The sequence below is a fragment of the Blautia sp. AM42-2 genome (assembly GCF_003480245.1).
In the GTDB taxonomy this organism is placed as follows: domain Bacteria; phylum Bacillota; class Clostridia; order Lachnospirales; family Lachnospiraceae; genus Fusicatenibacter; species Fusicatenibacter saccharivorans.
The window spans coordinates 31,485-46,105 of record NZ_QUIM01000009.1 but is presented as its reverse complement, the minus strand read 5'-3'; the positions used below and the strand labels follow the sequence as shown (position 1 = coordinate 46,105).

Annotated in this window: 15 protein-coding genes; 1 reads left to right on the top strand and 14 read right to left on the bottom strand. The window is 42.3% G+C overall.

All coding sequences use genetic code 11. From position 1 onward, the window contains the following. Positions 1-23 precede the first annotated feature (23 nt). The 9 genes from DW915_RS10870 to DW915_RS10825 form a co-directional block, all read right to left on the bottom strand. Positions 24-218 carry a hypothetical protein gene (locus DW915_RS10870; RefSeq protein WP_005423220.1) on the bottom strand — a complete coding sequence of 65 codons (195 nt, stop codon included), beginning with the start codon at positions 216-218 and terminating at the stop codon, positions 24-26. A 458-nt stretch (positions 219-676) separates the two neighbouring features. Beyond that, positions 677-916 (bottom strand): helix-turn-helix domain-containing protein, encoded by a 240-nt coding sequence (locus DW915_RS10860; RefSeq protein ID WP_005423216.1) that lies wholly within the window; start codon positions 914-916, stop codon positions 677-679. Continuing rightward, positions 906-1,337: an RNA polymerase sigma factor gene (locus DW915_RS10855; protein WP_044925118.1), complete on the bottom strand. Its 432-nt coding sequence runs from the start codon at positions 1,335-1,337 to the stop codon at positions 906-908. Before DW915_RS10855 ends, DW915_RS10860 begins: the two co-directional genes overlap by 11 nt. Before the next feature lie 546 nt (positions 1,338-1,883). Beyond that, complete coding sequence (locus tag DW915_RS10850; protein ID WP_005423212.1) at positions 1,884-3,248, bottom strand: sensor histidine kinase; 1,365 nt, start codon at positions 3,246-3,248, stop codon at positions 1,884-1,886. Further along, entirely contained in the window at positions 3,239-3,898 is a 660-nt protein-coding gene (locus tag DW915_RS10845; protein WP_005423211.1) for a response regulator transcription factor, read from the bottom strand. The genes DW915_RS10850 and DW915_RS10845 overlap by 10 nt, the downstream gene beginning before the upstream one ends. A 69-nt stretch (positions 3,899-3,967) precedes the next feature. Continuing rightward, positions 3,968-4,783 (bottom strand): NisI/SpaI family lantibiotic immunity lipoprotein, encoded by an 816-nt coding sequence (locus DW915_RS10840; protein WP_005423210.1) that lies wholly within the window; start codon positions 4,781-4,783, stop codon positions 3,968-3,970. Continuing rightward, positions 4,776-5,507 carry a lantibiotic immunity ABC transporter MutG family permease subunit gene (locus DW915_RS10835; RefSeq protein ID WP_005423209.1) on the bottom strand — a complete coding sequence of 244 codons (732 nt, stop codon included), beginning with the start codon at positions 5,505-5,507 and terminating at the stop codon, positions 4,776-4,778. Before DW915_RS10835 ends, DW915_RS10840 begins: the two co-directional genes overlap by 8 nt. Positions 5,508-5,513: 6 nt before the next feature. Beyond that, complete coding sequence (locus DW915_RS10830) at positions 5,514-6,239, bottom strand: lantibiotic immunity ABC transporter MutE/EpiE family permease subunit (protein ID WP_005423207.1); 726 nt, start codon at positions 6,237-6,239, stop codon at positions 5,514-5,516. 3 nt (positions 6,240-6,242) lie between these two features. Further along, positions 6,243-6,944, bottom strand: a complete 702-nt coding sequence (locus tag DW915_RS10825; protein WP_005423205.1) for a lantibiotic protection ABC transporter ATP-binding protein — start codon at positions 6,942-6,944, stop codon at positions 6,243-6,245. Positions 6,945-7,123: 179 nt separating this feature from the next. Here DW915_RS10825 and DW915_RS10820 point away from each other — a divergent pair, with 179 nt between their 5' ends. Beyond that, positions 7,124-7,480 carry a helix-turn-helix transcriptional regulator gene (locus tag DW915_RS10820; protein ID WP_005423204.1) on the top strand — a complete coding sequence of 119 codons (357 nt, stop codon included), beginning with the start codon at positions 7,124-7,126 and terminating at the stop codon, positions 7,478-7,480. A 162-nt stretch (positions 7,481-7,642) separates the two neighbouring features. On the opposite strand, the gene DW915_RS10815 is transcribed toward DW915_RS10820, so the two are convergent. The 5 genes from DW915_RS10815 to DW915_RS10795 are packed head-to-tail and all read right to left on the bottom strand — an operon-like array spanning position 7,643 to position 14,528. Then, positions 7,643-8,545: a conjugal transfer protein gene (locus DW915_RS10815; RefSeq protein ID WP_005423203.1), complete on the bottom strand. Its 903-nt coding sequence runs from the start codon at positions 8,543-8,545 to the stop codon at positions 7,643-7,645. 14 nt (positions 8,546-8,559) lie between these two features. Beyond that, entirely contained in the window at positions 8,560-9,567 is a 1,008-nt protein-coding gene (locus tag DW915_RS10810) for a bifunctional lytic transglycosylase/C40 family peptidase (RefSeq protein WP_005423202.1), read from the bottom strand. Further along, positions 9,564-11,702, bottom strand: coding sequence for a CD3337/EF1877 family mobilome membrane protein (locus tag DW915_RS10805; protein WP_005423201.1), 2,139 nt, complete (start codon positions 11,700-11,702; stop codon positions 9,564-9,566). Before DW915_RS10805 ends, DW915_RS10810 begins: the two co-directional genes overlap by 4 nt. Further along, positions 11,699-14,152 (bottom strand): ATP-binding protein, encoded by a 2,454-nt coding sequence (locus tag DW915_RS10800; protein WP_118742121.1) that lies wholly within the window; start codon positions 14,150-14,152, stop codon positions 11,699-11,701. Before DW915_RS10800 ends, DW915_RS10805 begins: the two co-directional genes overlap by 4 nt. Beyond that, positions 14,139-14,528 (bottom strand): conjugal transfer protein, encoded by a 390-nt coding sequence (locus DW915_RS10795; protein ID WP_005611098.1) that lies wholly within the window; start codon positions 14,526-14,528, stop codon positions 14,139-14,141. Before DW915_RS10795 ends, DW915_RS10800 begins: the two co-directional genes overlap by 14 nt. Between the last annotated feature and the right edge of the window lie 93 nt (positions 14,529-14,621).

Here is a 14,621-nt window from a genome sequence, read left to right as displayed (position 1 = left end):
AGAAACATAAATGAAAAAGGGTGTTATTCTTCCAGATATGAGAGGTAATTTTTGACTTTTTCTACCGAATAAAGAACCCTACGTCCAATCACAATTTTTGCTCCTGCCTGTTCTCCAATCTTTCTTGCAGTAGCATGACCACAAGATAACATTGCAGACAATTTATCTATATTTACCGTTATCGGCTGTGAGGTTGGTCTTTCTTTTGTTTTGTTCATCTGTCAACCCTCCTTTTACCGACCTGTATTATCGTCATTTTCTGCACACCAGTAAAAGTATCACTCTCCTTTACTATGTGCTTTTTTACAAGCAGTCAGACGGCTTCGGCAAGCTCCGCTGGTATCTCAACCATTCCCATTCCTGTGGGCTGAACCGTGTCATACGGGTGTATCATTATCCTGTGTTGCAGGTCATGGCAGAACGACTTTTCCAACGGTCGCTCCCAGATCATTGCATGAATCGCTATCTCCCGATTGGAAAAGTCACGGCGTACAACCTCTGATGGCTCACTGCAAGCACAAACGTATCTGACTGCTTTATTCACTTATCAAAGAACTGTTAGGCTCTTGTCAGCCTGTATCAATTCATTTTTACAAATGGACTGATACAGAATGATAAGAAAAAGCGGAACAGGAAAGAGGGGAGTTTGTTAAATCATGCTCCGCTCAAATATTACTTAATGTTCGTCTATTTCAAATTCACATATCATTTTCAAAAGGGCTTCTCTGATACGTCCCTTTAATTCCATATCAACCACAATGTATACGTTGCCGTATTCATCGTAAAACGGGCGTAAACAGCATTTTGATATGTAGGCTTCATAGAATAACAACAGCTTTTCTATGGCGTTTTCGTTACCGTCCACGGCTGATGATATGAGAAAAAATGATGGAAGTGTGTGTTGCTTATTCTTCATTTGTTTTCTTCTCCTTTAACTGCTTTCTGATTTCTTCAAGTGAATTTCTTCTGTGTCTGTATGATGTGCTTCGGTTGATGTTCAGCTTTTCGCCTATCTCCGAATCGCTCATATCCAAGAAGAAAAACATCAATACAATGTTCCGACTCTGCTCCGGCAACTGTTTCAGTGCTTCTGCAAGTTCTTCATCAAGTACACGGATTTCTGTACCGCACACATCGAATGTTGTATATTCACTTTCGTAATCGTCCCATACAATCAATTTCTCAACAACAATCTCTGGAAGCTCACAAAAGGATACTTCCTTTGCCTGTCGTCTGGCTAATTCCTTGCGGTAATTACGGACAATTCCTTTCACAACTTTTTTGAGCTTACAGTCGAACTGACACTGTATCGTCTTTTGGAAGTCTGACGGTTTCACAATCACACCCCCTTTCCGTTATGAAGTAAAAAGTATGTATCCCTCTTTCCGCACCATATCTGTACAGCAGGGTGTGATTTGTTGCAGAATCAAAAAAATTCTTTATGTTATAAAAAAGACAAAATGCGTCTGCTCGCAGAACGCAAGTAAACGCATAGGAAATAAAAAAGCCAGTATATTGAATTGTCAGTTCGTATTTATAGTCGAAATTACCCGGAGAGGGAGCTACGCTTTTTTTAATTGATGTAACTCATGTACACTATGAATAACCAAAACAGACACGGTAAATCAACCTCCAATCGGCTACCGTGTCCCTGCAAGTCGTCATAGGTTTGTGTAAACGCAAAGAAACGGCGGCTCTGAAAATCAAAGTCGCCGTTTCATACGCGCATGAAAATATGTCTGCTCCACGACGGCTTTTTTTCTTTTGCCGTCGTCCGGCAGATTGCATTTTTATTCTTTACTTATATGCTATATGTTAATTTTGTGGATTTCATAAAGATTTGAAAAATAATGAGCGATACCGCAGTACCGCTCACCAAATTTCTAATATGGAATTTTGATAATAACCTGTGCGCCGCCAGTCTTTTTAGAATTGCTTAAAACAAGCTGCCCGCCATGTTGCTTGATAATGCTGCTCGTGATATAAAGTCCCATACCAAAGTGCATATTAGAAATTCTGCTTTTGTCGCCCATGAAAAACTGTTCCTGTGCATGGTGTAGGGACTCTGGCGTGAAGCCGCTTCCCTCGTCTGTTATGGATATGTGCAAAAAGCAGTCTGTCATTTGCACTGTTACATAAATTGTCCCCTGTGTTGGAGAGTAGTCTAACGCATTGCTTATCACATTCATAATTGCCCGTTCCAACAGCAACTTATCCGCTTTGAGTGCGCCCAAGTCAGCTCCCGTTTCCATGTGCAGACAAATTCCTTTAGTAAGGCATAAAGAGCTTGCCTGCGTTTCAATCCGTCTCATGTAATCAGCTATATCAAATTTTTCTAAATGAAGCTGATACCCGGCGACTGTCCGGGAAATGTCAATTAACGTCTTAATATAAATGCCTATCTGCTCGGAACTTTCAGTGATGTAACCCGCATATAGACGTTGCTCGTCGTCAAGCTCTGTTTCACTTATCAAATCAATATTTCCTTGAATGACGGTCAAAGGTGTTTTCAAATCATGAGCGAGTGCTGCAATCTGTTCTCTTTGTAATTGTTCCGCGTGCCATTGCTTCTCTAAAGATATTTTCAGATTATCTTTCATATTAGCAAAAGAACAAAGTACATCCTCAAATTCTTTGATTTTTGAATGTTCCACTTCAAAATCAAGATTTTGTCCGGCAACCTGCCTTGTTGCTTCAAAAAGCGGGGAGAGCTGCGCCCGCATATTTTTTGCAAACTTCGCTGTCAATATCACGCATACCGCAATACAGTTGATTGCTATGAGAATATAAAGCAGAATTTCCGGTGAGGGAAAATGTTCATAAAGCCATTCATTTGTAAATTGTGAGCCGATGTAATATTGTAGCACCACATATTCATTTTCGCGGGTCACAAGCAAATACTGTTTGTTGAGGTTTGTATTTATCTTCCCGGATATTGCGTATTCCATAGCCCGGTCTAAATCGTCGCCCTCTAAGGTCGTTTCTGTCACTTGATAATTCTTATCCAGCACCAAATACTTGCAACCCATAGGAAGCTGCACATCTGTCAAATCCGGCGTTGCAGCAATAACAGGAACAAGGTTTTTTGCACTGCGTTCTGAATAATCCGCATAGGTAATAAGTCCCGTACTGGTTCCGGCTAAAATAAGACTGAATGGTATCACCACCGCACCTATTAGCCCAATCAGAAGCATACATAAGAATTTCCAAAAAGACGCTTTCAGTGATGTTGTTTTTTTTATTCCCATTTATACCCAATCCCCCAGACTGTCGCTATCGGCTGAATATCCAGTTTGTTCAATTTTGACCGGATATTCTTGATATGAGTAGAAATCGTAGAATTATCACTGTCGCCCTCTAAGCTGAAAACAGCTTCGTAAATCTGTTCTTTTGAAAATACCTGTCCTTTATTCCTTGCAAGATATTCACAAATCAGATATTCGCTTTTCGTTAAGGCAACAGGCGTGTTATCTACCCGTAATTCTTTTTCAGATAAATCAATTTTTATGCGGTCAAAGGTAAGTGCGGTATGTCGTTCCCTACGTTCACGCCGTAAGTGGGCGTTTACTCTCGCCCGCAATTCTGCAATACGAAATGGTTTTGTCAGATAGTCGTCTGCTCCCAGACCAAGCCCAAATGTGATGTCATGCTCCATTGTCTTTGCCGTCAGAAAAAGAATAGGACAGTCTACAAGGGAACGAATTTTATCACAATAGGAAAAGCCGTCTACATCTGGCATCATAATATCCAGTATAATCAAGTCATATCTGTTCAGCTTATCAATCGGTACCTGTGCGGCAGAGGTATAAGTGGTCACGAAATGCCCATCCTTTCGCAGCCCGTTTTTGACAAGCTCTAAAATAGCCTGTTCATCATCAATCATAAGGATCGTTGCCATATTGTTGCCTCCTTTCGTTGTCCTTTTTAGTATAACACAAGCTCCAAGGGTAGGAAGGTAGGAAAGCTGTCATTGTCGCTTTGCAATATAGTAGTTATCATTTACATTGACCGCAACCGCTTCCGCTTTATCGGTTCCGTAAATCTCATAGACATCTGTGTAAAACCAAAACTCTCGCCCCTGTCCGGCATTTTCCCCGTACCAGTCAATCTTGCTTAAATCTTCTTTTGACAAAGGGATTTTCGTTTCTGTATCGAATGTAACACTTTCAGCGAGAATATCAATGTAGCTGCCTAATTCATCATCTGATACCATATCAGACGTTACTTGATAAACCGTCCCGCCCCAAAGAAGTTGTGTCGCATTTTCTGGATTGACTTCAAAGCTGTCATTTATAGATTCTTCTGTTTTCTTAAAATCAAAAACAGTATCGCTATCTTTGACATTTTTGCTGATAACAGCTTTATGATACCCTCCGTTTACATCTACAATAAGATAATCGTCTGCGTTAGGAGCCGCATATACATTGAGAAAAGGAATAATGTAAGCGGCTTCTGGTGCTTTCTCCGCCAAATCCGCTAAGGATTGAAAAGTCACCGTTTCAACATTTTCTTGCAGCAATATTTTTCCGTTCTCGTCTATGGCAGCCAGCTGCCGGATATATCCAATCCATTCTCCAAGCCCGCCATTTGATACGGTATCTGCCAAAATGGTGTAATCGTTACCTTTATAGGAAAAACGTGTTACATTTTCCGTATTCAAATAGCATTGTTCCTTGTCACTGGAATATTCTTCGATTCTGTCCTGTAAAGTACAGCCAGCAAGAGCCACACAAACGATAAAGGTAAACAGCAGAAGTAGCATTATTTTTTTGCTTTTATTCATAATTTTTTCTTCCCTCCCAATGAGAAAACCATAATAAGGTCAGCAACAAGCCACCTGTCGTTAATGCTGCAATCCATATTTTTTCTGTTCCATAGTTGAAAATTTGTCGGCTCAAAATATCCTGTACCCAATTCATAGACCATGCAAAGGGGATATACCGGGCTACACCTTTCAGCTCAATATTGCTATATAAGATACATTGCAGACTTTCAAACACGCCCCAAAACAGGGATAACCCTAATCCAAATTTGAAGCTAAGGAACAGGTGCAAGATGTATATTATAAAATTACAAAAAGCCATCCCGGCGGCGGCTCCAATGAGCATTCCGAGCTGCACTGTATCAGCCATTCCCAAAAGATGTATGCCAATCACAAATAACAGGAACAGAAAGAACAATGCAAATACCCCCGAACCATAAAGATAAGTTAATTTTGCAAGCATATTTTTGTGTCTGTTTGGTACAGCAAGCAGCGTTTGGAAGTGTGAAGCCTTTTCTTCCAGTGCAACGTTCAGACCAACAATAACGCTTATCAACACCGGAAAAAACGTTGTCGTAATTTCCAATATCATTTTGAGCTTTTTACTGTCTGCGGTGCTGGCATACTGGGAATAGTAAGCAAGAAATAACAATGCCCCCATAACGGGTACACAAAAATGAATAGCCCAAAACGATGTATGCTTCGTTTTTTCCTGTTCAGAACGAAGCGCATAAATAAAACCCATTTCTGTCTACCTCCCTTTGGAAAAATCCTTTGCGTCGGCATAGGATAAAATAAGAAACAAGAGTATTGACAACGAAATGGAAATCATAATGGCTATAGAAAATCCACAATTCCCCGCATAAGTTCCGTTTATTTCAATTCCCATAAGTGGCTCTGCCAGTTTTGCTGCCCAACAATACGGTACAAACCACCATGCTATTGTATTTCCTAATGCGGTAGCAGTAGATAGGACAATCCCAAGTATTGTATTTAACACAATCGGCACAAACATTCCCGTTTTGCGTGCTAAGTACAGACACAAAGGAATTTGCCAGACAGACGCAAGGATAATTCCGATACTTCCTGTAATGCTGTGTAAAAGAGAATATACTGCCGTTGCCGGAGCAATGATATTACTGATAGAAATAAGCAATGCTAAAAATATCGCTGAAACAAGCAGTTTTTCGACTAAGATAATGCCCTTGGCAAATTCAAATCTCGAAAGATTTACAGGCATAGAAAATACCGAATAGTATTTCCCGGCGTTTTCTTCTTTTCTGTGTGACAAAGAACACAAAATTGCGATTGCTCCCGGAAGCAGGAACGCATACCACCAGTAAAGCGTCATGTACTGATACCCTATATATCCACCCATAAGCCATGCAAAAATAGCCGTAATTAGCGGAACAATGAAAATCAGTTTGTTCGATATTGTCCTCTTGAATTTCAAATGTTCTGATTTTAGATAGTCCATGCCTTAACCCTCCCTGTGATTGCTTTTTACAACGTCCATAAAAAGCTGTTCCAAATTTTCGTTTGCATTAAGTTTTCCCTCATAGCCTAAGACGCCGCCCGCAATAATGCCGATGTGGTCAGCGGTCTGTTGTACCTCGGAGAGAATATGACTTGATAAAATAACGGTAATACCCTTTGCAGGAAAGGAACGGATAAGCTCTCTAAGTTCTTCAATCCCAATCGGGTCAAGCCCGTTGGTTGGTTCATCAAGTATGAGCAGCTTCGGGTTGTTTAGTAATGCAACTGCAATTCCAAGACGCTGTTTCATACCAAGAGAAAACTGTCCGGCTCTTTTCTTGCCTGTTTCCGTCAGCCGGACGATTTGCAGCACTTCGTCAATCCGCTTATCTGTCAGCCCTAACACGGTAGTTCTCACTTTCAGATTTTCATAGGCGGTTAGGTTCTCATAAAGCGGTGGCATTTCAATCAATGCCCCGATATGGTTTAAGTCGCTACGCTTCCATGTATGACCGTCAAATTCGATGTTTCCAGAAGTCGGTTTCAAAATGCCAGTAATCATTTTTAGTGTTGTAGATTTTCCAGCTCCGTTCGGTCCAAGCAGTCCATAGACAGAATTTCTTTCAATGTTCAGAGAAATATTGTTTACAACCGTTTGCCCGCTGAAAGATTTGCAAAGGTTTGTTGTTTTTAAAATCATTTCCATATTTTGTGATACCCTTTCTTTTGATTATGAATAAAGAATAGTTTCTATTTTTGAAGATTTCATAAAGAATTTAAAATTTATCCAATCATATATTAGGAATTATTTAAGCTAGATGTAGGAATTGTATAGACGTATCTTGAAAAAGTTAGGAACTATACAATATAGCAGGGTGAATAATTATGGCTAAAAGACCTGTACCACTTTATGACTTCGCAGCTTTCGGGCAAGCGATAAAAGCGGCGCGGACAGCGAGAAAGGAAAGTCGCAAAGATGTAAGCGACGCAATGAATATTTCTCCGCGTTACCTTACCAATATTGAAAATAAGGGACAACAACCAAGCCTGCAAATCTTTTATGAGCTTGTGACACGCTATAACATATCGGTAGACCAATTCTTTTTTCCGAATAGAGACACTGAAAAATCCACTCAGCGGCGGCAGCTTGATACTCTGCTTGACAATATCAGCGATAAGGGATTAAGGATTGTGACTGCTACGGCGAAAGAGGTTGCGGAAATCGAAAACTCGGACAAATAAGCTGTCCGTACACAACTGAATATGACAGAAAGAAACGTTGCAACCTTTACGGGATTGCAGCGTTTTTTCTTTGTTCTCTTTGGCAAAACAAACCATTCGTTTGTAATATATGACAGCAAATAAAAGGCTTACACCCTATACCGAAATGTAAGCCTTTTGATTTTATCCTACAATCTTCCAGTTATCGTCCTTATGAAGTAAAAGCTCATACTGTGAGATTTGTGTCATTTTCGACTTGTTATCCAGATATTTCACAGACACACTGACCTTGAGGTTGTTGCTGTCTTTGGTAAAGACAGGGTTTACCAGTTCTGAAAATACATAGTCGCCGGAGACAGGAGCAAGCACTCCGGCTTTAACATAATAGGCAAGTTCTTTTTCCGTAGCTGTCGGATAGAGCTTAAAGAATGTTTCCAAGAAAGCGGTAGCGTCCTTGACTGTATCGGAGCTGACACTGACATCGGCTTCCTGTGCTTTCGGTTCATACTTTGATTTCTGTACTGCCGGAGCGAGGGTAGGATTCTGGGTAATGACCATTGCACCGTCCTTATCCACATGAACGGTTACAGTATAGTTTTCTGTGACTGCCTGTGTCTGTTCTCCCTCTTTTACCTGCTGATCTACTTCGTAGGCAACGGTAAAATCGTCCGTTCCAGACTGCTTTACATTCCAGACCAGCACATTTGTAACGGTCGCACTGGTTGGTATGTCCGTTCTGATGGTATCGGCGTTCAAATCCTGTAATTCTTTGGTAAGGTATTTACTGATTTCTGTTGTCCTTGCTTCAATGGCTTCCTTGCTGGTATCCCATGAGTAGTAGGCTTTCGCAAAGTTCTTAACGAAATTCTCAATCCCATTGGTATCGTTCAATCGTAGCTGAATGATTTCTTTTTCATGTACCGTGTGGGTGTCAATGGCGGTAAAGTTCTTGTACACGCCAAAACTGGTGCTTGCAAGAAGTACCGCCCACAAAAGCAGGACAGATTTCTTGTGTGTCCCGACTTTCATGGTACGCACTTTCTTTTCTTTGGGTTCTTTCATTGTTTTTTCTTTCTTCTTAAACATATTTCAAGTCCTTTCTATTGCTTAATTCTTCCGGCACAAATGATGTGCTGTTGCCAGTAGGCAGAGGTCAAATCGGTATAACCAATGGGATTTCCGGCATGGTACATCTGATTATTTCCAGCATAAATACCCACATGGGTAACATAGTCACTGGTATTGTAAGTGGAATGGAAAAATACCAAATCGCCAGCCTGTGCCTGTGACAATGGGATATGCTGTGTTGCGTCATACTGTGCCTGTGCGGTTCGTGGCAAACTAATTCCGGCTTTTCCGTAGCACCACTGGGTAAGACCAGAACAGTCAAAAGAGGTGTTCGGATTACTGCCACCATAGACATATTTCCAGCCTTGATATTTCAATGCTTCATTCATAACCGCCTGTACGGTTGCGTTGCTGAACTGCTTTACAGTCAGATATTGGTTGACCAGCTCCACATAAAACATATTTCCGTAGTTATAACGCCAGCCACCATTTTTACTGACAGCTATCGGATTTGTATAGGTCACTTTTGTACCGCCGGATTTATTCTTTGCGAAATTCTCTGCAAGATTGAAGCTGTGCTTTTTCCCATTCTTCGCAACATAGTCTGCATAGCCACCACCATAGTTATAAGATTGAATAACTACGTTAATGTCCGTCATGCCTTTGGCTTTACAGGAAGAAAGCAGGGACGCAAAATATTTACACCCCTGCTTGATAGAATCCTCTGTACTTAATGAGTTCGGCGGTAGCCCCAGACTTTCACTGGACTGCATGACATCGGTAGCTGTACCGCCACTTTCCACCTGTATGATAGCAAGCAGGACGTTCACATACTCCGAGATACCGTTTTCTCTGGCGTATTTTTCTACCATTGGCTGATGTCTGAGGACATCGGCTGACAGGTTCATGCCAGAATAGACAGGCAAATAACTGTTGGAACTGTCGTCATCTTCGCCGGAAATCAATATCCCGAAAAAGAGAATGATGGAGAAAAGGACAGGAAATATCGTACCTATGATAAGGATACGCTTTAATCTCATTTCTTCCGTCCTTTCTCTGGTTGCTTCGTAACAGTCTTACGATTTTGTTTTTGGTTGACCTGTGTTTTCTGTACTGTAGATTTCTTATGATTGCTGATGGATTCTGCTACGTTTGGCTGGTTCGCTCTGGCAACAGATTTAACCTGCTGTTCCTGTCTGATATTGGTTTGGACGGTTTCTTTTCCAGCCTTGATTTCTGCATTTTTTATCACAGGAGAAGTAGCAGGACGTTTCATATCCGGCTTCGTAACTATATCGGTTTGTGCTGGTTTTGGAACAGGTGTGGCAACAGGGCGTTCATGGCTTCTGGTAGCTCCGGCTGTCGCTGATCCATTCGCATGAACTGTCTGTCTTGCTTCCTGTGCTTTCTGCAATTCCTGTTTTTTCTGTGAGATATTTTCCCTGTGCAGATTGCGTTTCTGTGTACGCTGTTCCTGTCGGTTTTCCCGTTCTTCCACAACGCCACGCTTAAAGTCTGATACATTATCCTTTGCTTTCTGTTTTGCAGAGTGGACAGCATAACCAGCCTGTGTCGGCAAGTCTTTCACATTTTCTTTCAGAGAGGAAGCACTGTCACGGACTTTATTTTTCGTATCCATCACAGCACCTACCGCAGAACCGACACGGCTTCCCATGCTGGAAGAGGTATTTTCACGTTTCTTTGGCGGTTGGTTCGTTGCTGGCTTTCCGGCTCTAGCAACACTTGCACCAGCCATCGCACCTGCAACACTTCCAGCACCGACAGCCCTTGCAATCCTGTGTTCCATACGTCTTGCCCTGTGTCGCATGAACACCATCGGTCTACGGAAAATCCGGCGACCTATCTGCTGGCTGTCATTGGCATTAAGGCTGAACATACTCATTAGTTCTCCGAGTTTCATATAGATTCCGGCAAAGCAGATTATCTGCAAAAATGCCACCATGAAGAACGGGTAATCCGTGGAAATGTTGTAGAACATACTGGAAATCGAAAATGCCACAGTCACAATCAGTGTGATTCCGGCTCTTGTCATAATGGCATTGAATACACGGACAACTGCCTGTTTCGCCATGTTCTCATAGGTTGGTATCATGGACAGTAAAAAACTGATAGGTAGAAACATGGCATATATGATAAATAGTATCTGGGAAAATAACATCATTCCGGTAAGCAGGAAGATAAAGATTGTGATACCGAGATTGAAAATGAGCAGGAAGAACACCATACCCAGACGGTTGACGACCTGTGGAATAGTAAGGTTATCATTGTCGTTATCCTCAATCTCTGTTTTCACAACATTTTCCCTTGTTTCCCCATCTTCATCGGACGGGCTTGCAGATACCAGAGCTTCCACACGTTCAGCCCCGATTTCTTCGGTATCGCTGTTCCCGAATTGCAATAACAGCCACGGTTTTTCTACCTGTATCGCAAACAGGCTGTCACGGATAAGGTCTACACTGTCCTTGCCTTTGCTTTGTGAATCTGGGAGCATGATTTTTGTCCCCAAGTCCAGAGAAGCGGTGCTGATGTCCGAACTGAAATCATTGATTTTCTGTATGTAGTTGGGAGCATAAGCAATAAAGGACGCAGACACAATGAACACCACCACAAAGTTGATAACAGCGTGAAGTGCTTTGCTTGTTTCCCGTTTGAGAAGCCCTGTATAGGCGGTGTAAACACCTACAATCAGAATGATAATGAGCAGGAATCCCACATAGAATCCACTGCTGGAAAATCCATGTTCGGTCACTCCGGCAAGTGCCTGGATACTTTTCCCGATACCATCTGCCATGTCATTGATGAAGTCCAGCTTATACGCCTGTTGCACCACATATCCTGTGGCATTGCTAAGATACAGGCTGATTGTCCAGACAAAATTTGTGATACAGTAAAGCCCGTACTGCACCGATTTTCCAATGCCGTCCAGCCAGTTCCACGGTAGCCAAGACCAGCTATTGTCCACATAGAAATCAAGCTGATAGTTGGAAAGCGGATACTTTGAATACAGGTTGTCTGCATTGACCGTATCATCGACCAGTCCAGACGCATGAGCTACCGTCCCAAGTAGGGACAGCAGTACCAGCGTAACGGTCACGGCGAGCAGAACCAGTTTCAGTACATGGAATACCTTTTCTTTTGTGACAGATTTCATCATTCCAAATCCACCTCACTTTTTATCGGCGGTCTGGTATCAAAGGCATGGAGCAGTTCTACAAAGACAGGGTGTATCTGTACCACACCGACACGCCCGTATAAATCCTGCATTAAGCATTGTCCGTTCTCCAAATCCCTCAACCGTTTCTGGTTGTTTTCGTCCTCACTGTCCAGCCCGAAAAACTCTAAGGTCTGCTTGATTTCATTGGTATCTGTGGAGCGGAAAGCAAACTTTAAACCGATGTTATTTTTCAGACTTTCTTTCGATACGTCCCCAGAGGATTGTGTCACGAAATAGACTCCGGCGTTCATGGCTCTACCAGCACGCACCAGTTTATTTGAGAGTGTTTCGCCCTGTGCCACATTTAAGAACGCCCATGCTTCGTCCAAATCCACGATTTTAAAAATGCTTCGGTCACTGTGAATAAAGTCAAGGGCAAAGGTACTGATAACAATTAAGATGGATACCGACAACAGTTCAATGGTCGTGTATTCCTCAAAGGTAGTATCCTTATCCGGCAGAACCAAATCTGCAACCTGTATAATGTTGAGCTGGTTATCCAGACTGATTGCATTTTCCACCGAACCGTCCGAGAACAAAAGCTGTGCAAAATCATAGTCCGTAAAACTTTCGATATGGTCTGCAATGTTACGGGATACGGCGGTATCCTCTTTTCGCAGTTCCTCAATGACCTGCAACAGCCCGTGGTTTGTGTTCTGGGATACCGTGCGGACAGCTTTTCTAAGGACAGGGAACTTTTCGCCGTCCCTTGAAGAAATTCCTGTAAGGAATGTCAGAATGTCGATGGCAAGACTTTCAGCGTCCTTGACATCTTTCATAATCACATACGGGTCTAACAGTCCTTGATTGCTGGAATCACTGGTAATGTTTACAATGTTGATTTCCTCTGCAATCTCCGGCAGTGTTTCTTTCCAGTTCCCACGCTCACTTTTCGGGTCTAGGATAACTGCCTGTCCACCGAACAGAACGGAATAATACACCAGCAGGTTATTACAGAATGATTTTCCACCACCAAGCGAACCGACAAAAGCAGAAGCCAACGCATTTGTGACCGTACCTTTTACCCCTTGACTGGCAAGGGACGGTTGCAGGTAGATATTTCTTCCCGTATCCACGGAATATCCGATATAGATTCCTGTATTTTCGCCCAACATCTGGGTAGCACCGAAGCCAAGTCCGGCTAAAAAATCGGATTTCACATACTGGATATAATCATTGATATAACGCTTGCTGGCTGGAAGAAACTCTCCATGCAGTCCCATCATATCTCCGGCAGGACGTACCAGCTTCACGTTCAAATCATCGTAAAAGTCCTTGACTTCATCACAACGGCGTTTCAGTTCGTCAAGATCGGGTGCAGATACCCGTATGACGTAACTTAACTTGTACATACTTTCCTTGCTCTGGTCTAAATCTGTTTCCAGTTCATCGACACTGTCTAAGGCTTCCACCACATTTGAACTTGTTTCATTTCCGGCTTGATAGGCGTGATTGTCCAAGTCCTTTAATTCCTTTTTCTTATTACGGACAGTGGTTAAGGCTTTCTTATTTCCGACAATCTCAACATTCATGGACGTATCCACAGGGAATGTGAACTGCTGTTGCTGGAAATAAAAGATTTCCGAAGATGGAAAGTCCAGTTCTCCGACAATCGCATTGACCGTAAAGTAGGACACATAGCTTTCACTGTCCTCATGTTCCAGACGCAAATATCGCTGGCTTTCTTCCACCACGCAACGGGTAGGACGGATAAGGTCATAATACTTAATTAGTGTTTCTCTTTTTAATTTTCTTTTTGGAAGAGGATACACATAATCTTCATAGGCTATCCCGTCCCTGCCGTAGAGGTGTTCCATCAGATAGGCAAAATCTTTGGCTTCCAGTCGGCGGATTTTGAATCTACGGGAGATTTTGTTTTCCAGCAGTTTTTCCATCTTCGCATAACGGTTGATTTCATCATTGCTCATGGAAACAAAGTCATTCATCAGCGTGTGCCTTACCTCATTCAAAAACTCACGGAATGTCAGAAATACCGATTTTTTGATGTTCTTCAGATTGACTTCGTCCTCTGTGACCATGAGCTTGAATCCCAGAAAGAAACGGTAATCCACTTGATTGTCGCCTATCATGGATACAAGGGCTTCGGTCTGGTCGTCTATCTTTTGGATTGCTACCTCACGGAGCTTTCCAGTTACCAGCTTCTTTGACTGTTCCTGTATGCTTCGGATTGAGCTTTCGGTTGCAATCTGCAACGCATGAATCTTTCCCTCACGGGACTGTGCGATAAGCTGACGGAAGCTGTCATGCACAAGGTATTTCTGTTCTGGGGATAAGAATGAATAATTGTACGGTATCAGCTCATAGTAGGCGAACACCTCATTGTCCTTATTCCAGACAAGGTTATTGTCGATATATTTAATCGGGAACATAGGTCACACTCCTTACTGCCGTGATAGTTTCCTCAAATTTCTGCTTATGTAGGTTCACGGCTTTTCCGGCATAAGTCACTTTGGGACGCAGAGCATACAGCACCATCGTCTTGATGTAACTGTATGGCTTTTTCCCGTCAAAGGTTTTCTGTGACATAAACCATGTGAGGGCAACGGGAATCCCGAAATATTTTAAAAATGCTCCCTCAATCATGGAAAGTGGCGGTACATCTGCAAACAGAATGATGATAAATTCCGTCAGCACGAACCATGTAATCTGGGTAAAGGTCACAGGGAATGGCAGGTTTACATCATTGATGGCATACAGTACCTTTTCCACGTTCCAGATACTTGTATAACTTCGGATTTTCTTCACTTGTAAATGCTCCTTTCTTCATTTTTATAACAATAGGGACAGCCGGATTTCCCAGACTGTCCCCAAGAGAAAAGCTGACAGTAGCACCAGTGG

Bases quoted from the DNA above. Each gene is read 5' to 3' on its own strand.
- DW915_RS10860 (WP_005423216.1), bottom strand. From the start codon at position 916: ATGAAGAATAAGCAACACACACTTCCATCATTTTTTCTCATATCATCA.
- DW915_RS10820 (WP_005423204.1), top strand. From the start codon at position 7,124: ATGGCTAAAAGACCTGTACCACTTTATGACTTCGCAGCTTTCGGGCAA.
- DW915_RS10825 (WP_005423205.1), bottom strand. From the start codon at position 6,944: ATGGAAATGATTTTAAAAACAACAAACCTTTGCAAATCTTTCAGCGGG.
- DW915_RS10810 (WP_005423202.1), bottom strand. From the start codon at position 9,567: ATGAGATTAAAGCGTATCCTTATCATAGGTACGATATTTCCTGTCCTT.
- DW915_RS10870 (WP_005423220.1), bottom strand. From the start codon at position 218: ATGAACAAAACAAAAGAAAGACCAACCTCACAGCCGATAACGGTAAAT.
- DW915_RS10830 (WP_005423207.1), bottom strand. From the start codon at position 6,239: ATGGACTATCTAAAATCAGAACATTTGAAATTCAAGAGGACAATATCG.
- DW915_RS10840 (WP_005423210.1), bottom strand. From the start codon at position 4,783: ATGAATAAAAGCAAAAAAATAATGCTACTTCTGCTGTTTACCTTTATC.
- DW915_RS10800 (WP_118742121.1), bottom strand. From the start codon at position 14,152: ATGTTCCCGATTAAATATATCGACAATAACCTTGTCTGGAATAAGGAC.
- DW915_RS10815 (WP_005423203.1), bottom strand. From the start codon at position 8,545: ATGTTTAAGAAGAAAGAAAAAACAATGAAAGAACCCAAAGAAAAGAAA.
- DW915_RS10845 (WP_005423211.1), bottom strand. From the start codon at position 3,898: ATGGCAACGATCCTTATGATTGATGATGAACAGGCTATTTTAGAGCTT.
- DW915_RS10805 (WP_005423201.1), bottom strand. From the start codon at position 11,702: ATGATGAAATCTGTCACAAAAGAAAAGGTATTCCATGTACTGAAACTG.
- DW915_RS10850 (WP_005423212.1), bottom strand. From the start codon at position 3,248: ATGGGAATAAAAAAAACAACATCACTGAAAGCGTCTTTTTGGAAATTC.
- DW915_RS10835 (WP_005423209.1), bottom strand. From the start codon at position 5,507: ATGGGTTTTATTTATGCGCTTCGTTCTGAACAGGAAAAAACGAAGCAT.